We start from the raw sequence: 17536 nt of genomic DNA, 5'->3' as shown, positions 1-17536 counted from the left end.
CAGCTATGCGAGATCGAGTGCAGTGCGCGACCAGACCCTTATACCTTCCCACGAGTAACGCAGGGTGGCATTCGTTCCGAAGCGAAGGGATTGAGCGGGCGAGTGCAGCACGGCGAATTCGCCGGCTCGCCGTCCCGACTCTGCTACACGCATTCCTGCATTCCTGCGCTTGCTCAGGTAACGGGCACGAACTCTCCTTCGGCGAAGAACCACGCCGACATCGTCCGTGCCAGTTCGAGCACCACCTCCGCGTCGGTCCGGCCGGAGGACGCGCGCACGTGTAACGAATGATCTGCGTCGTCCACCACATGCAGCGTGGCGCGTGACCCGAGGGTCTCGACGACCGACTTCAGGAGGTGAAACTCGGCCAGCTTGTCGCGCCTACCCTGCAGGAAAAGCATGGGCACCGTGACGTCCGCCAGGTGCCGTGCCCGCTCCACGCCGGGCGCGCCCGCCGGGTGCAGCGGGAATGCGACGAAAGCGAGGCCACGCACACCGTCGAGCGGGGAGATGGCCTGGGCCTGGGACGTCATGCGGCCGCCGTATGACCTGCCGCCGGCGAAGAGCGGCAGGGCTGGCAGCCGCCGGCGGGCCTCTGCGACGGCTGCCCGCACGGCAGCATGTGCCACGGCCGGCGAGTCCACCCGCCTGGAGCCCCGCTCCATGTACGGAAACTGATAGCGCAATGTGGCGACATTGGACGCCGCAAGCGCGTCGGCCAAAGTCGACATGCCGGCGTGCTGCATGCCCGCCCCGGCACCGTGCGCGAAGACATACAGGGCTCGCGCGTCCTCCGGCACTCGGAGGAGCGCAGAGACCTTAGTGCCGTCGGGCAGTGCTATGGAAAGCGATTCTGGGTCGTCCATCGTATTCAGGTCGTGTCGTTGTGGCCTTAGCGCCGATTCTGCATCAATGAGGCATCGGGGAGCGGTTATGGCGGCATCCGGCGAGCAAATTGCGGAGGACACTGCGTTAATCCGGCCAGTTTCGGCCGTTCGACAAGCTCGCGTGGATCGTTGACAATCCATGTCACTACGATCCCTGAACATGAAGACGATGAGCATTACTCGCGGAATCGCTGCCACTACGGCGTTACTGTGTTTTGTTCTGATTTCCGGATGCGGGCGCACCGTACGAGAGTCTTTCTATCGGGTAAGCGTCGGTGATCGACCTGATTATCTCCACGAGTACGCATCGTCGCCAAGGCGTCTTAGCTTTAGCCCCGAGCCAGGTGTCCTGCTGGATTTTTTGGTACAGGGAAGCCCCGCAAACATGCCTCTCGTTTATATGTCGATGAGGCTGGAGCGCGGAACGACGTTCAGATGGACGTCACGCAGTTTGGCCTGGCTTGACCAGGACGGAGCCACGATATGGACCGGCGACATCGCGTCGATGAGATTCACAAACTATTGCAAGCCGCCGCCTGAACGGGAGTGCTCAATCTCCAATACATCTCTTTCTGACGGCCCGGTCGTCACGCATGAATATCCGTGGGGAAAGGGCACAATGTCCGTCTATACGATCGCGCCTACGAGCTTACTTCATGGAGCCGAATTGAGGAAAGTGACCAACACGTTGCAACTGGGCTCCGACAAGTGGCTCAACGTAACGTCCGAACTGACCATCGACGCAACCCAGTCCTCCCCAAGGACCCGATATCTTCTGCGGTTGCCGGACGCGCAGATCAACGGGCGGACGGTACCTATGCCAATCATTGATATGCAGTGGGTGTCCGAGGATGTCTTTGAACCGGCTACGCCGATCAACGATTAACCGTCAGAACGCCTACCAATGCAGGGGGGACTGAATGGCCGTCTGCAGGTTTGCCGGACGCCAGTTTTGAGGCGCGTGCTGTCGACCATCGGTTCGCGTTGAGCGTCGATTCGTTTGAGGCTGCTGCGAGGGAGTGAAATGAAAACTAACTGGAAATTGATTCGTGAAGTTCTAAACGCAGCTATCGACAGTTGCGAGCGGTTGGAACAGGCCGGCTATTCTGAAGATCATCGCAGTCGCTCCGTCCAGGTAGGCGGGCGACAAGTGAGCGTGCAGGAATTCTTGATTAGCGCGTGGACGCTGCCCGAGAACGTTCGCTACGAAGTAATCCGTGCGCGTCACGACAAGAATCTCGATCTACCTTACGTCCCGGAAACGGCGCGGACTCTCACCGCAGTGGCCGCCGCGTGTGCAGAACTTATAGGCGCAGGGGATACGCCACCGGCTGAGTCGCATATGCGGGGAATGATTGATTGGTATCGGAACCACTTCGATCCCAACGTGCAGCGTGCAATCTCGGCGGCTCCGTGACCGGTCCCGGGGAACGAGGATAGGGAGATCGAACGTCCGTTTTGTAGCAATTCTAAAGTCCGAAGTGGGGTCGTACTGGGCCTTTCGAAGCGCTCCGCACACCGGTCATTCAGAGTCGATCACTGCCGCCCACACGGTTCGACGATATCCCCAGGCCTTATGCCCGCGTATCCAGACATCGCCGAACCCTCATCAGTACAGGTTTCAGGCGTCTATCCGGACCACCACTTTACCGAAGTGCTGTCCGGACTCAAGATGCCTATACGCGGCGGGCGCGTCGTCAAAGCCAAAGACGTGATCGACCACCGGCCGGATTTGATGCGCGGACACGAGCCTGACAACGTCGTCGAGCATCGAGCGGCTGCCCACCATGATTCCATGCAACCGCTTGATGCCCCCGATCACCGGCAGGAGTCCAAGCTCCGGTCCACTAAAGCCGCTCACACCACCGATGATCGACACGAGGCCGCCCATTTTCGTCGCGGCCACCGAGCGCGGCAGTGTGTCCCGTCCACCGACCTCCAGCACGATATCCGCGCCTACCCCATCGGTCAGCCGGAGAACCTCGTTCTGCCATTCCGGCTTGGCGCGGTAGTTGATCGTCTCATCGGCGCCGAGTTTCCGCGCGCGTTCCAGTTTTTCATCGCTCGACGACGTGATGATCGTGCGCAGACCCGCCGCGCGCGCCAGCTGCAGCGCGAAGATCGACACCCCGCCTGTGCCGAGCAGCACCACCGTGGAACCGGGTTTCGCGTCGCCGTCCACGAATAGCGCGTTCCATGCGGTGACGCCGACGCACGACAACGTGGAGGCTTCTTCATAACCCAGGTGTGCCGGGATCACCGCAAGAGCCGTTTCGTCGATCACGAACCGCTCGGCCAGCACGCCGTTGACTTTGGCGCCTGGCGAACTGTCGACTTTCCATGGTGCCGGAGCGCCGTCGATCCAACGCGGGAAATACGTGTTGATCACGCGATCGCCCGATTTGAAGCGGCTCACGTCGCGGCCGGTCTCGACGACTTCGCCCGCGCCATCGCACAGCGGGATCAGCGGCGCATCGCCAATGCCGAGATAGTCACCGCGGGCGAACATCAGGTCCCGATAGTTCAGCGACGCCGCGTGAACCTTGACAACGACCTCGGTCGGCCCCGGCGATCGCATGGTCGCGTCGCTGCGCTTCAGGCCGGAGATACCGGCGCCGGGTTTCAGTTTCCATGCGTTCATAGCAACTCCTCATCGGGTAGAAGCAGCTATGTTAGTGTTGCGGGAAAGGACGCATTGACGAGATTTTGACGACTTATCGTCGCCTGGCAGGAAACATGAACCGCGGTATCGGGAGCTCGCACGATGGACGATCGGCTAAGAGGCATTGCGGAATTTGTGGATGTCGTGGATGCCGGCACCTTCGCCGCAGCGGGCGAACGCCTTGGTGTCACGCGCTCGGCGATCGCGAAGATTGTCGCGAGGCTCGAGCAGCGTCTCGGAGTGAGACTGCTGCAGCGAACCACCCGCCATCTGAGCCTAACCGACGAAGGACATGCGTACTATGAGCAGTGCCGACGCGTGATGGCCGAACTTAGCGCGGTCGAGGCGACGCTGGAGGCGGGCCGCCGCGATCCGTCCGGGCGGCTACGCATCACCGCGCCGGTGCTGTTCGGCAGGCAGTGCGTCGCACCCGTGATGCTGAAGCTGGTCGAGCGTCATCCGTTGCTCGACGTCGAGATGTCGTTCAGCGATCGCGTTTCGGACCTGGTCGAGGACGGCTTCGATATCGCCGTGCGGATTGGACCGCTGCCGGACCATGCAAGCCTTGTCGGGCGCCGGCTCGGCGTTCAGCGGATGGGCATTTGCGCATCTCCGGCCTGGCTCGATCGACACGGGCGGCCGTCGGGCCTCGCCGAACTCGGCTCGCACGTCGGCATCGCTTACGGCCGCGGCGGACAGAGCACACCCTGGCGAGTGCTCGGCGCAAACGGCGAGGTGCAGGAGTGCAGACTGTCCGCGCGCCTGCGTTATGACGACCTCCAGGCCATCGCCGACGCAGCGGCTGCGGGCGCAGGCCTCGCCTGGTTACCATGCTGGCTCATGGCGCCCTATCTGCGCGACGGCCGGCTGTCGCTCGTGATGGATAGCAACAGCGTGCAGGGCGCCGAGGTTCACGTCATCCGCCCGCAATCGCGACATCTGCCCTCGAAGGTACGCGTCGCAATCGACGCGCTCGTAGACGAGATACCACGAGTGCTTGCCCGGGTCTGAGCCGTAGACCGCATTGAATCTGTCAACGTTGCGACGATAAATGTGTCAATTCGCGTCCTCGCCCATCCGCAGCGCGCAAAGACTTGTGCGGCGTGGAGTTCCCGTATGGGAAATAAATGTGCCAACGATCAAGACTGAGATATCGATTTATCCGGTACGCATCGGGCAGCAGTCGGCCATGACCGGCCGGTCGACGTACCTGCACGAATCGCTGACGATTTGGCTACTTCACATACCGGAAAGCTAGCGATGAAATGTCGGATATGTGGGCGGTCACTCGATCAGCCCGACGACCCCTTGTCGATGAACGGCGGCGGCGACTGCTGGGGCTGCGTCGGTGAGATTGAGGCCGACCTGGGCAACGTGGAATCGATGGAGCAGGTCCGAAAAGAACACGTTCGCGGGCTTCGCCCGGAATGGATAGACCCGGATAAGTGGCCGGCACCAGCCCTCTTTTTCAGGTCAGTGTCGGCCAGGCTTGACGACCCTCCAAACACTACGTTCAACGGACGCGAATTACCTATGCGGATTTGGGCACCGACACGGACATCTCTTGATGGCCGAGGCGCAAGCCAGGCACGACCTGGAAAGTCGAGATTGAACAGCTTAACGACGGAAGCTTTCTGCTGATGCGGTACGAATCCACAGAAGAGGCATTTCCGACCTCCGATCATTGGTATGCCACGCTCGAAGAGGCATACGACGAGTGCGATCGCATTTATGGCATTGGTCGCGGCGATTGGCTTCAACGGTGACTGCGGGCGGGCCGTGATGGTCGGTCGCGGGACACAGATCGGGCCATCAGCGGCCGTTCGAGGCTGTCGTCCAGTTTGGCTAGCAGATGTCTTGCGCGGCTTCCCTCAATGGCCGGTTTCCGGCGAGCGAGTTACGCAGGGCGCTGCCTCAACCCGGCCAGCTTCGGCCATCTGTCGGCGCCTCATCCACGACATTCAAACGACGGTTGCGCGCGCATTGCAGACGCTCATTTAGCGCTGTCACCGCATCGCCCCCCCAACGCGCCCCCGCCCATATCTGCACAAGCGCAGCCGCGTAGTTCATTAGAAGACTTGGCAAATGAGGGCACGATTCGTTTCGTGCATACTACAGGGGCTACTTCGAACGCATATTCGCCTCCGCAAAAGGCGCTAGCTTGCGGTCGTCGCTTTGATACGGATGCACGTCGAAAGCCCCGGTGAAGAGGTGTCTTGATGAACCGCATCGTGCCGCAAGCGCTGGCAGTCATTTTTTTCGTCTGCGGACTGGCCGGCTGCGCTGCCCCCACGTCAACGGCTACCGTACCTGGTTATCAGAACCGCGTCGTGACACGCACCGAGGGCGGTCTGCGCGTGTCCACATCCGTGCTGTCGCCCAAAGAGAGCAACGCCCTCTATGGTGTCCCGCTTGCCGACAAGCAGATTCAGCCAGTGTGGATCGAGGTCCAGAACCGGGAAGATCTCACTTACTTTCTCCTGTCGCCGGGCCTGGATCCGGACTTCTTCCCGGCTTCGGAGGCCGCCGAGGCGTTTGCCGGCAATGCCTCACCTGATCAGCAGGCCGAATTCGACCTGCGCTTTCGCAGTCTCGCCTTCCATAACCCCATCCAGCCTGGCACGACAGTGTCCGGGTTTGTGCTGACGCACCGCACAAGAGGTGCGAAATTCGTGCAGTTGGATCTTGTCGCAAAGGATCACGCCAGAACGTTTTCGATTTTCACGGCCGTACCCGGGTTTGAGGCCGACTACAAAAGAAGTGAGGTATTCAAACGCGCTGCCGATCCGAACGAACCCGTCGTCAACTACACGGATGACGAGAGTTTCGGCGCAGCCCTTGAAGCCCTGCCGTGCTGCACGACCAACGAGGACGGCTCGAAGCATGGCGATCCACTGAATCTGGTGATCGTAGGTGGTCTCGACGACGCTTTTCCTGCGCTTGTCCGACGGGGCTGGAGACCCACGGAGCAGAAGTGGTCGGGCGCCATCGAGGAGATGATCAGCGCGGCCCTGGCTGGCGAACCGTATGTGAATGCACCGGTGAGTGACCTCTACGTCTTTGGACGTCCACAAGATCTGGCACTGCAAAAAGCACGGGACACCATCCATCAGCGCAATCATATGCGGCTATGGCTCAGCAATATGCGTTACTACGGCAAACCTGTCTGGGTGGGCCAGATCAGCCGCGATATCGGCACCCGTCTGACCTTTCACTCCTCCACTTTCACGACGCACAAGATCGACCCGGAGGCGGATGAGGCGCGCACCGCGCTGACCGAGGACATGGTGTATTCGCAAAATCTCGTGAAGATCGGGCTCGTGAAAGGCGTGGGTGCCGCGCCGGAAAGCGCGCCGCGCGAAAACCTGACGACCGATCCGTATTACACCGATGGCTATCGCGAGGTGCTTGTCTTCGACCGCAAGCCGACATCGCTGGTGGAAATCGAAGTCTTTCCGTGGGTTACGCCTGCCTTGGACGTTGCGCCCGGAGCGAAGCCATGAGCATGTCGCCGGCAATGCATCGTGCGCTGGTACGTGCGGCGTGCGAACTATGCCTTGTGCTCGTGCTCGCCGGTTGTGCGACATGGCAGGCCCCCGCTCAGACTGACGATGGGCCGCTTCGTGAGCGCGCAGTGAGTGCCACCAGTCACAGCGTGCGCGTGAGTGCAACCGTTCTGGGCGGCGAAGACAGCAAGCGATTGCTCGGCGCCGACGTTACCCGGAAGGGCGTGCAGCCGCTATGGGTCGAGGTGCAGAACGGCACTTCGCAGCCGCTGTGGCTGCCACGCTCCGGCACCGACCCGGACTATTTTTCACCGCACGAAGTCGCGTGGTCCTTGCATACGCTGCTCGGCGGCGCAACGAATAAGCGCGTGGACGACTATTTCAGTCAGGTTGGATTCAGAAACCCGATCCCGCCGGGAGAGACACGCTCGGGCATTCTGTTCACGAACCCCGATCTCGGTATCAAGATTGTCAATATCGACATGGTCGGACACCACACGCTGATCCCTTTCTCACTCTTTCTGCGCGTGCCTGGCAGCAAGATGGATCCGCGCCTCGCGCAGGTCCCTTTCGCGTACCCCGAATCCGCGGTGACCGATTGCCCGGATCTCACCTCACTGCGCACCGCACTTGAGCGGCTGCCATGTTGCGCCACCGATGCGGGTGGGACAGTTCAGGGCGACCCCCTCAATGAGGTTGGCATCGGTCAGTTCACCGACATCGGTGCGGCGCTGGTGCGACGTGACTATCGGCGCGATCGGCGCGCGTCCGACCTCGAGCAGCGGGTTTTCGGGCGGGAACCGGACTTCGTCTTGCGCAAGCAGGCACAGGAGGGTTCGCCGGCCACCTGGATACGAGCATGGCTCGCGCCGATCCGCTACCAGGGGCAACTGGTCTACGTCGCGCAGATCGGACGCCCTGTCGGCGGGCGCTTCGCGCCCCGCGATGAGCCACACCTCATCCTGCAAGGAAACGTCGACGAGGCGCGCAACTACCTGATCCAGGATCTGATGTACTCGGGCGGTCTTGACAAGCTCGGATTTGTGAACGGTGTCGGCGCGGCATCGCCGGCCCATCCAAGGACAACTGTCGACGGTGCGACCTACTATACGGACGGTTTGCGCGCAGTGCTGTTCTTCACGACGCGGCCGCGCAGCCTGTCCGAGGTGGAATTTCTCGACTGGGTGCCCTATCTGGATAAGCGTGAGACCCTTGAGCCGGGAGGACCCGCCGATGCACGCCAGTGACCCCGAACGGACACCGTCTTCCGTCTTATCGAAACGGCTCGGTGTCGCCACGGATCCGTGGCATCGAATCCGCGCCATGCTGGCAATGACGACGGCGTGCGTACTGTTGGGCGCCTGTGCGACGAAGCCGCTCATCCCGTACTCGACCGATACGCCGCCGCTGATTCTCGCACCCGCGACTCAGGCCGGGATAGCGGATCAGCGGGGACGCTTCCGCGAAATTTATTGCGCCGTCCTCGAAGCGCGTGGATCAGAAGTGCCCGACAACCGCCCCTGTGTGGACGCGCTGACCCGATTGGCCAATGAGCCGCCGCCGACAGGCAAGCCTGTCGATCTGGGTCAGTCGAGGCGGCATCTCATCGCAGTCGTCGTGCCCGGCGTCGGCTACGACTGCTTCCGGGCGTGGCTGGATTCGCCGAACGGCGTGGTCACACACCTGCGCCGGTTCGGTTTTGACGGAACGATGCTCGAGGTCGATGCGCTGTCGAGTTCCACCAACAACGCTCGCCAGATTCGCGACGCTCTCATGGCCATGCCCGCACCTGACGGTCCGCCGCGCATCGTGCTGATTGGCTATTCAAAAGGCGCGCCCGACATTCTGGAAGCGCTGGTCGCCTACCCGGAAATCCGCAGCCGCATCGCGGCTGTGGTGAGCGCTGCCGGGGCGGTGGGCGGATCGCCCCTCGCCGACGACGCTGAGCAGTACCAGGCCGACCTGCTGCGCCATTTTCCCGGCGCGACCTGCACACCTGGCGATCGCGGCGCGGTGCAGAGCCTGAGACCGGCGACCCGCAAGGCGTGGCTCGCGCAAAACCCGCTTCCGACCGGACTGCGCTATTACTCTGTAGTGACATTTCCTCAACCGGAGCACATCTCGTCCATCCTGAAGTCGAGCTACGACAAGCTCTCGCGAGTCGATCCACGAAACGACAGCCAGGTGATCTTCTATGACCAGCTCATACCGGGCAGCACACTTCTCGCCTACGTGAATGCCGACCACTGGGCGCTGGCCGTACCCATTGCCCGAACGCATCCAACAATAGGCGCGCTCTTCGTCACGCAGAACGCGTATCCCCGCGAGGCCCTGACGGAAGCCATCCTGCGCTTCGTGGAGGAGCAACTGACGGACCCCAAGAAGTGACGCCGTGCCACCTTCACGGGAGGACCGTTTGACCCTGGAAGCGGTCGTCAAGGCGGCGCGGGTTCTTGCGGCCGAGTTGGGTCGTCAAGACTCGTTCGCAGTTCCGGGAAGCCGACATTCGAATGCACCGCATCGCGACAGCAAAGCGGCGAGCTGCAGACGCATGGCGGCCGAATGGCGAGCGTCGGCAATGGCCGACAAGCGCCCGTTGAGCATCGGACGGGTTTCGGAGTGGATCAGCCGTTCGACTAACCGCTGCGCACAGGCGAGCAGAGGAAAGTTGCCGCCCTCTGTCCGACGCGATCGCCCGGAACCGACCCACTTCTGCCGTTAGACGGCTAATCATGTCAACGGCAGTTTCGCAGGCAAAATGGTCATCTATGTTCCAGCGGCCGCTGACATCGTCTCTGCCATATGGAACGCCATGCGTAGTACGTCGCAATGGGCGCTCGGCGCCTGCAGACAATGTCCGCGTGCTGAATCGATAAAAAGCCACGACCGACCCGCTCCGAAGATTTGGGTTCGGTGTGCAAAGCACCGAAAATGGTGCTCTCAGCTAGCTGACGAAGGGCAGCTTCTCGTTGCGAGCAGTCGCGAGCATCGACAGCGTGATCTTTCTCACCTCGAGCTTGCTTTGCGTAATGTGAGCGCGCAGCAGGATGGCAGCCTCGCCAAACTTGCCACGATCGATGAGATGGAGCATCGCCGAATGCTCGTCATACGTCGCGCTCGTGCGATGCGCCTTGAGAAAATCGAGCCGCCGCACGATGCGGATCCGCTCGGTCACTTCGTTGTGCACGCGCAGCATCTCATTGTTGCCGGCAGCACTCACGAGGCCGCGGTGAAAGCCCTCATCGAGCACGAACATCGTCGCCGGACGGCTTTCGCGTTCCCGTTCGTCAACGCACCATATGGCTCGCAACGCATCCATGGCATCGTGTGGGGCACCCGAGAGCCGCTCGAGCGCCGCCAGTTCAAGAACGATGCGCAGGTCATACAGCTGGTCGAGTTGATTGAAGTCGATATCGCAGACTTTCCAGCCGCGCCTGAAGCCCACCACGAGATAGCCTTCGCGTGCGAGACGGAAGAGCGCATCGCGCATCGGCGTGCGCGACACGCCGTAGTGCTGGGCAATATCGTTTTCGGAAAAGCGGTCGCCGGGAAACAGCCGAAAGCTGAAGATGTCCTGCTTGATCAGCTGGTACACCTGCTCGGCAAGAGGGTTCGCGCTATAGACCACCTTCGTGCCGGATGCTGCGGAGGATTCGGCGGCGGCTTCGGTCAAGTCGTGCATGAGTCAGGTATCGATTACGTCGAGAGTGGTGCGGCGCGTCGGTGCGGTGGTGGGCGACAGGACCGGCTCCCTATTATCCGCCCTTAAACGGTCTCGATGAGGCTGACGTGCGCCGCCACGATCATCCAGCCGCCGAACCTATCGTTCGCCTCGTTCAGCCGTGCCCAGGTCTGCATCTGGCGGCCCGTCGAAGGCGTCGTGTCGCTCGTGAACTCAGTGCTCACCGTCGCGTAGTCGCCGCCAAACGTCGTCACCACGGTGCGGTGCAACCGGCGCGAGCGGGGCACCGGCACGCAGGTTTGCCGCCAGCGGCGGATCGCGTCGCCACCATGCTGGATTTCGGCGATGCCATAGCGCACCGTCACGGGTGCGTCCCAGAATAAGGCGTTCATCGTCTCGACATCGTTGTCGACGAGCGCGCGCTCGTAAGCCTCGAAAGCTGCCGCGACCTGCGCGACGATCTCGGGCCGGTTCACTTCCATCATCAGTTTGCCCCCAGCAGTGCATCGAGCGGAGCGGTCCAGCCGACGATGCCGCCCTGCGAATGAATCATTGCAATCGTCGCTTCGCGAAACGCCGGTAGGTAGCTCGCCGTCGCGTCCTCGACCAGCAGACACTCGTAGCCCCGATCGTTGGCCTCGCGCATCGAAGTCTGCACGCAGACCTCGGTCGTCACGCCCGCGAACACGAGATGCGTGATGCCTCGTATCGACAGTTCCTCGCCGAGCTGCGTGGCGTAGAAAGCGCCTTTGCCGGGCTTGTCGATGACGAGTTCGCCTTCGATCGGCGCGAGCGGGTCGATGATCGCGTTGCCGGGCTCGCCGCGCACGAGGATGCGGCCCATCGGTCCTTCGTCGCCAATGCGCGCATTCGGCATGCCGCGCATGCGTTTGGCCGGCGGGCAGTCGGACAGGTCGGGTGCGTGCGATTCGCGGGTGTGCACGACCTGCCATCCCGCCGAGCGCGCATGCGCGAGCAGCCGCGCGACGGTCGGCACGATGCCTGAAAGCAGCGATACGTCGTTGCCGAGTGCCGCGCCAAAGCCGCCCGGCTCGATGAAGTCGCGCTGCATGTCGATCACGACGAGCGCCGTATGACCCGCGTCGAAAGTGAACGGCATGGGCTTTGCGCTGGCGATGGTTGTCATCGCGACATTTCTCCGTTTGCGTTGTGCTTCGTTCGCGTGGCGCTCAGGCGCTTGCGTGCAGCTCGGCCGGCTCAGCCGTCTGCGGCCTGCCTTCGTCGCCGTGGCCCGCCATGTGACGCCCAAGCACCACTCGATCCGCCTCGCTTGCTGCAGTCTCGTAGACGAGACGTCCCTCGGCCATCACCACGATCCGGTCGGCAAGCTCCAGCAGCTCGTCGAGATCTTCGCTCACGAGCAGTACAGCCGCACCGGCATCGCGCGCCGCGAGAATGCGGGCGTGGATGTCCGCCACGGAGGCAAAGTCGAGTCCGAACACAGGATTCGCGACGATCAGCACGTTCACTGCGTGCCCAAGTTCGCGCGCCAGCACGGCTCGCTGTATGTTGCCGCCCGATAGCGTGCCGATGGCGCGCTCGGGCAGCGGAGGCCGCACGTTGAATTCTGCAATCAGCCGCTCGGCGCGCGAGCGCATGGCGCGACGATCGAGCCACCATCCGCCGCGTCGCAGCGGCGCGCGGTCGAAATCCCGCAACGCCATGTTCTCGGCCACGCTCATGCCTGCCACGCAAGCATTGCGCAGCGGTTCCTCGGGAAGGGCGAACACGCGCATGCGTGTCATCTCCACGCGCGTCGCGGCATAGGGCGAACCTTCTACGGCCATCGCGCCCGACTTGACCTTGCGCTGCCCAACGAGCGCTTCGATCAGTTCCTTCTGACCGTTGCCGGACACGCCCGCAAGCCCGAGGATCTCGCCCGCGCGCACGCTCAGCGACGCCTCGCGCACGGCGGCGTGCCCACGCTCGTCGACGACCGAAAGGCTCGATAGCGAGAGCCGAACCGGAGCGTCGGGTGAGTGCGGCCGGCGCGCAAGCCTGAACTCGTCGGTGACTTCAGCGGCGCCCTCACGCGTTTGCGCGCTTGCGTCGCTGCCCATCATCCAGGCGGCCAACCGGTCGCGGTCGGTGTCGGCCACCGCGCAGGTGCCGACGAAGCGGCCCTTGCGCAATACCGTGACGTTGTCCGAATAGGCCATTACCTCGCGGAACTTGTGGGTGATCATCAGCACCGTGAGGTCGCCGCGCGAGGCAAGCGTGCGCATGAGGCCCAGCACTTCGTCGGCTTCCTGCGGGGTGAGCACGGAGGTGGGCTCGTCGAGAATCAGGAAGCGCTGCTCCAGATACAGCTGCTTGAGAATTTCCAGCTTCTGCTTTTCTCCCGCCGCGAGTGACGAAACCGGCGCATCGAGTTCGAGGTGAAACGGCATTCGGCGCATGAAGGCGTCGAGCGCTCTGCGCTCTGCCGCCCAGTCGATCTTCCATGACAGGTTGCCGCGCGCGAGGAGCAGGTTCTCCGCGACGCTGAGCCCGGCCGCGAGCGTGAAATGCTGATAGACCATGCCGATGCCGAGCGCTTGCGCATCGCGCGGGGAAGCGATGTGCACCTCGCGTCCATCGGCCACGATCGTGCCGTGATCGAGCAGGCCGTAGCCCACGAGCCCCTTTACGAGCGTGCTCTTGCCTGCTCCGTTCTCGCCGAGCAGCGCGTGAACCGTTCCGGGAGCGACCCTGATCGAAACGTCATCGAGTGCGCGGAACGATCCGAACGACTTGCTCGCGCCTATCACCTCGACGCCGAGCGCGCGTGTCGCGGTGCTCATGGTCACTGCTCCAGGGCAGCGACAAGCGCCGCCGAACTGGACACCGTGCCGAACACGCCGCCCTGCATCAGGACCATGTTCAGCGCGGCGTCGTGGTTGCCCTTGTCGGTCGCGCCGCAGCAGTCGGCGAGCAACGTGCATTCGAAGCCGCGGTCGTTTGCTTCGCGCATCGTCGTGTGGACGCACACATCCGTCGTGATGCCAGTGAGCACGAGATTCGCAATGCCGCGCGTGCGCAGGATCAGTTCGAGGTCCGTCGCGCAGAATGAGCCTTTGCCAGGCTTGTCGATGATGATTTCGCCCGGCAGTGGCGTGAGTTCGTCGATGATTTCCCAGCCCGGCTCGCCGCGCACGAGTATGCGGCCGCACGGTCCCATGTCACCGATGCCGATACCGTTCGTGCCCGCCTGGCGGCTGCGCCAGCGCTTGTTTGCGGGCAGATCGGACAGATCCGGCCGATGCCCTTCACGGGTGTGGATGATCGTGAAGCCGAGTTCGCGCATCAGCCCCAAAACGCGCTTGATCGGCTCGATCGGTGCGCGCGTGAGCGAGAGGTCGTAGCCCATCTTTTCGACGTAGCCGCCGTATCCGCAGAAGTCGGTCTGCATGTCGATGATGACGAGCGCCGTGTTGTCGGGGCGCAGGTTCCCGTCGTAGGGCCAGGAATAGGGGCGGGCTTCGATGGTTCGGGTCATGTCGATTCTCCGGGCGGGCGCTTTCGCGATCACGCGATTCTGGATTCAGGCAGTCGGAAGCTTTCCGCGCTCAGCGCGTCAGGCTCAGCTCGCCGGGGGCGCCCGCCAGCGTGCGGTCCGGTCTGCAGTTGATGATCATGAGCGCGAGCGTCAGCACGTAAGGAGCAGCGTTGAACAGGTAATAGCCGCTGGTCACGCCGATTGCCTGCAGGGCGGGGCCAAGCGCTCCGGCAGCGCCAAACAGCAACGCAGCCCAAAGACAGCGCAGCGGCTGCCAGCGCGCGAAGATCACGAGGGCGACGGCCATCAGGCCTTGGCCGCTCGAAAGCCCCTCGTTCCAGCTACCGGGATAGACGAGCGAGAGATAGGCGCCCCCCACGCCCGCGAAGAGCCCGCCAACCGCCGTCGCGATGACACGTACCCGCGTGACGGGATAGCCCATTGCACGCGCGCTCTCGGCGTTCTCGCCGACGAGCCGCAGCGTCATGCCCCAGCGCATCGAGCGCAGTCCCCACTGCAAGGCGACGGCAAGCACGACCCCAATCACGAAGAGCAGATTGATATGCAGCGCGTTGTGCACTTGCTGCGAGGCGGCCCACGCGCCGAGATCGATCGATGGGAGCATCGCTGCCTGCGGCTCGATGAACGGCTTGCCGAGATAGAACGCCAGGCCGGTGCCGAACAGCATGAGCGCGATACCGAACGCGATATCGGAAACACGCGGCAGCGAGCACACCAACCCATGCAGGCAGCCGAGCACCAGACCGGCCGCGGCCGCCGCGAGCACGCCGATCCACGGCGAACCCGAGAGATACGAGCCCGCATAGCCGCACATGGCGCCGGAGACGAGAATGCCTTCGAGACCGAGATTCACGCGTCCTCCTTTCTCGGTCAGGCACTCGCCGAGGCTCACGAACAGATACGGCGTACTCACGCGAATGGCCCCCGCGAAGAGCGAAATCAGCAGCACCGCAGCGGGCGAATGAAGGTCAGACATGGCGGGTACGCTCCTGTGAAGCAGACGAGGCGTCGAGCGCGGCGGCCTGAAGTTTCATGCGCAAGCCGGCAAGACGGGGAGAAAGTGCCTCCCAGGCCAGCAGGTTCGCGAAAAGCAGGCCTTGCAGCACGAGCGTGGCGGCGTCGGGCAGGCCGAGGCGGCGTTGCAGCAGACTGCCGCTCGCCTCGATGCCGCCGACCATCAGCGCGCACACGATCACGGCGAACGGATTCTGGCGTGCCGCGAACGCGACAAGGATGCCCGCATAGCCGTAGCCCGAGAGCAGCGACGCGTTCGCGCTGCCTTGCACGGCCGCGACTTCGAACATTCCGGCAAGGCCCGCTGATGCACCGCCTAGCGCGCAGGCGGTGAGCGCGAGCCCGCCCACAGGCAAGCCGACAAGGCGCGCCGTGCGCACATTGCCACCCGTTAGGCGCATGGCGAAGCCGAGCGTGCTGTGACGCACGAGCACCCAGGCAGCGAGACACGCGAGCACGCCCCAGAAGAGGCCCCAGTGCACGTCGAGTCCCGGCAGCGGGCCGATGCTCATGGCGTCGGGGAGGGGCAGCGTCGAAGGTTTGTTGAGACTCGCGGGATCGCGCAGCGGTCCTTCGACGAAAAACTTGAAAACGGCGATGGCGATATACGACATCAGCAGGCTGCTGATGGTCTCGTTGACACCACGCCATTGACGCATCGCGCCCACCGCGCTGATCCACAGGCCGCCCGCCAGCATGCCTGCAATCGCCATCAGCGGCGTCGCGACGATCCACGGCGTAGCATGCGGCAGGCACTGCGGCACGACGGCGGCCGCGAGCCCGCCCAGCGCGAGCGCGCCTTCGCCGCCAATCACGATCAGGCCGACCTGGGCAGGCAGCGCGACGCACAGAGCCGTGAGCATGAGCGGTGCGGCACGCAGCAAGGTGTTCTGCCATGCGAACGACGAGCCGAACGCGCCTTTGCCAATGAGACCAAGCGCCTCGATGGCCGGCTGCCCCTGCACGAGCAGGAAGATGCCGAAGATCGCCAGAGTTGCCACGATTGCACATACGGTCGGCAACGCGGGCAACAGGGCAAGCAGCAGGCGCGCGAGACTTGCAGGCAGTCTTCGCGACGGCCCGTGAGCGGGAGAAAGGGAAGCGGACATCACGACTCCTGACGAAGGCGCTTGCGGTCCTCAGATCTGGCCAACCACACCGGCAACCAGATAATTCATGCTTTCAAGCGCGATATCGGTCTGTGCGTAGCTCGTGCCGGCCGCAATGGCGCTGCCGCCCTTGTTGTCCTTCATCGGCCCCTTGAAGATGACGTAGTCGCCCGCGACCATCTTCGCCTTCGCGGCTTCGGCTTGCGTGCGGGCATCGGGTGTCACCATTGCGCCATACGGCGACATCTTCACGAAGCCTTCGCGCAGGCCGCCGCGAAGAATGTTCGGCTGCGGCTTGCCCGTCTGCGCGTTTGTGACGAGCAGCTTGTAGGGCGTCGCCCAGTCCCATTCGGCGCCCGTCAGATAGCCCTTCGGCGCCAGTGCGGCCTGGCTTGCGTGGTAACCGCAGCTCATCGCGCCGCGTTTCTCGGCTGTCTCGATCACGACCTTGGGTCCGTCCACGTGACACGTGAGCACGTCGCAGCCCTGATCGACGAGGCTGTTCGCGGCCTCCGCCTCCTTCACCGGCATCGACCAGTCGCCCGTGAAGATCACGTGCGTGGTGATCGATGGATCCACCGACTGCGCGCCCAGCGTGAACGAATTGATGTTGCGCAGCACCTGCGGAATAGGCTTGGCCGCGACGAAGCCCAGCTTCTTCGTCTTGCTCGCATGGCCTGCCGCGACGCCGTTCAGATACTGGCATTCGTCGATATAGCCGAAGTAGCTGGAGATATTGGCCGGATTGCCGCTCTTCCAGAGACCGCCGCAGTGGGCGAAGCGAACCTTCGGATATTTGGCGGCCATCTTCAGCACATGGGGATCGAAGTAGCCGAACGAGGTCGCGAAAATGAGCGTCGCACCGTCCTGCTCGATCATCGCCTCCATGGTCTTTTGGGCAGCGACGGTCTCGGGCACGTTCTCCTCCTCGACGACCTTTACGTTCGGCAGCTTCTTGATGACAGCCGCAGCCTGCGCTTGTGCCTGGTTGTAACCGTAGTCGCCGCGTGAACCGACGTAGAGGACGCCGAGCGTAAGCGGCTCGGCACCGAAAGCGAGGTCGAACGGGAATGTGCTGCTTAGGACGAGGGCGCCAGCGCCCTTGAGAAAATCGCGACGGTCTGTCATGGTTGGACTCCTCGTGAGTTCAATGCAT

At 63.1% G+C, this 17536-nt stretch carries 16 protein-coding genes; 6 read left to right on the top strand and 10 right to left on the bottom strand.

The genetic code is table 11. The features are described 5' to 3' along the window. Positions 1–173 precede the first annotated feature (173 nt). The gene (locus AB3X89_RS04840; protein ID WP_368582100.1) at positions 174–866 is read right to left on the bottom strand and encodes an alpha/beta family hydrolase; all 693 of its coding nucleotides are present in this window, start codon (positions 864–866) and stop codon (positions 174–176) included. 181 nt (positions 867–1047) lie between these two features. Between AB3X89_RS04840 and AB3X89_RS04835 the strand changes: the two genes are divergently transcribed. Further along, positions 1048–1773 (top strand): hypothetical protein, encoded by a 726-nt coding sequence (locus AB3X89_RS04835; protein ID WP_368582099.1) that lies wholly within the window; start codon positions 1048–1050, stop codon positions 1771–1773. A 138-nt stretch (positions 1774–1911) separates the two neighbouring features. Continuing rightward, positions 1912–2304, top strand: a complete 393-nt coding sequence (locus AB3X89_RS04830; protein ID WP_368582097.1) for a hypothetical protein — start codon at positions 1912–1914, stop codon at positions 2302–2304. 204 nt (positions 2305–2508) lie between these two features. Here the strand turns inward: AB3X89_RS04830 and AB3X89_RS04825 are convergent, their stop codons facing one another. Continuing rightward, complete coding sequence (locus AB3X89_RS04825; RefSeq protein ID WP_368582096.1) at positions 2509–3528, bottom strand: NAD(P)-dependent alcohol dehydrogenase; 1020 nt, start codon at positions 3526–3528, stop codon at positions 2509–2511. A gap of 123 nt (positions 3529–3651) precedes the next feature. On the opposite strand from AB3X89_RS04825, the gene AB3X89_RS04820 reads away from it, so the two are divergent. The 4 genes from AB3X89_RS04820 to AB3X89_RS04805 all read left to right on the top strand — a co-directional run bounded on the left by AB3X89_RS04820 (position 3652) and on the right by AB3X89_RS04805 (position 9443). After that, positions 3652–4560: a LysR substrate-binding domain-containing protein gene (locus tag AB3X89_RS04820; protein ID WP_368582095.1), complete on the top strand. Its 909-nt coding sequence runs from the start codon at positions 3652–3654 to the stop codon at positions 4558–4560. Between the two features lie 1208 nt (positions 4561–5768). Continuing rightward, positions 5769–7052: an LssY C-terminal domain-containing protein gene (locus tag AB3X89_RS04815; RefSeq protein ID WP_368582093.1), complete on the top strand. Its 1284-nt coding sequence runs from the start codon at positions 5769–5771 to the stop codon at positions 7050–7052. Beyond that, a complete protein-coding gene (locus AB3X89_RS04810; RefSeq protein WP_368582092.1) occupies positions 7049–8302 on the top strand; it encodes an LssY C-terminal domain-containing protein in 1254 nt (417 codons plus the stop codon). The genes AB3X89_RS04815 and AB3X89_RS04810 overlap by 4 nt, the downstream gene beginning before the upstream one ends. A gap of 76 nt (positions 8303–8378) precedes the next feature. Beyond that, positions 8379–9443 (top strand): hypothetical protein, encoded by a 1065-nt coding sequence (locus AB3X89_RS04805; protein WP_368582091.1) that lies wholly within the window; start codon positions 8379–8381, stop codon positions 9441–9443. Positions 9444–9999: 556 nt separating this feature from the next. Here AB3X89_RS04805 and AB3X89_RS04800 read toward each other — a convergent pair. The 8 genes from AB3X89_RS04800 to AB3X89_RS04765 form a co-directional block, all read right to left on the bottom strand. Further along, positions 10000–10737 (bottom strand): GntR family transcriptional regulator, encoded by a 738-nt coding sequence (locus AB3X89_RS04800; protein ID WP_008919499.1) that lies wholly within the window; start codon positions 10735–10737, stop codon positions 10000–10002. 83 nt (positions 10738–10820) lie between these two features. Further along, positions 10821–11222 carry an oxalurate catabolism protein HpxZ gene (gene hpxZ, locus AB3X89_RS04795; RefSeq protein ID WP_368582089.1) on the bottom strand — a complete coding sequence of 134 codons (402 nt, stop codon included), beginning with the start codon at positions 11220–11222 and terminating at the stop codon, positions 10821–10823. Beyond that, positions 11222–11884 (bottom strand): cysteine hydrolase family protein, encoded by a 663-nt coding sequence (locus tag AB3X89_RS04790; protein WP_368582088.1) that lies wholly within the window; start codon positions 11882–11884, stop codon positions 11222–11224. Before AB3X89_RS04790 ends, hpxZ begins: the two co-directional genes overlap by 1 nt. A gap of 43 nt (positions 11885–11927) precedes the next feature. Continuing rightward, on the bottom strand, positions 11928–13541 hold the full coding sequence (locus AB3X89_RS04785; RefSeq protein WP_368582087.1) for an ABC transporter ATP-binding protein: 1614 nt from the start codon (positions 13539–13541) through the stop codon (positions 11928–11930). Between the two features lie 2 nt (positions 13542–13543). Beyond that, the gene (locus tag AB3X89_RS04780; protein WP_368582085.1) at positions 13544–14236 is read right to left on the bottom strand and encodes a cysteine hydrolase family protein; all 693 of its coding nucleotides are present in this window, start codon (positions 14234–14236) and stop codon (positions 13544–13546) included. Between the two features lie 70 nt (positions 14237–14306). Beyond that, positions 14307–15233, bottom strand: a complete 927-nt coding sequence (locus AB3X89_RS04775) for an ABC transporter permease (RefSeq protein ID WP_368582084.1) — start codon at positions 15231–15233, stop codon at positions 14307–14309. Continuing rightward, positions 15226–16380, bottom strand: coding sequence for an ABC transporter permease (locus AB3X89_RS04770; RefSeq protein WP_368582083.1), 1155 nt, complete (start codon positions 16378–16380; stop codon positions 15226–15228). The genes AB3X89_RS04775 and AB3X89_RS04770 overlap by 8 nt, the downstream gene beginning before the upstream one ends. A gap of 30 nt (positions 16381–16410) precedes the next feature. Continuing rightward, positions 16411–17508 carry a BMP family ABC transporter substrate-binding protein gene (locus tag AB3X89_RS04765; protein WP_368582082.1) on the bottom strand — a complete coding sequence of 366 codons (1098 nt, stop codon included), beginning with the start codon at positions 17506–17508 and terminating at the stop codon, positions 16411–16413. Positions 17509–17536 lie beyond the last annotated feature (28 nt).

Origin of the sequence: Paraburkholderia sp. BR14320, assembly GCF_040948665.1 — a bacterium.
GTDB lineage: Bacteria > Pseudomonadota > Gammaproteobacteria > Burkholderiales > Burkholderiaceae > Paraburkholderia > Paraburkholderia youngii.
Note: the sequence above shows the minus strand (reverse complement) of the source record. Positions and strands in the feature narration are given on the sequence as shown.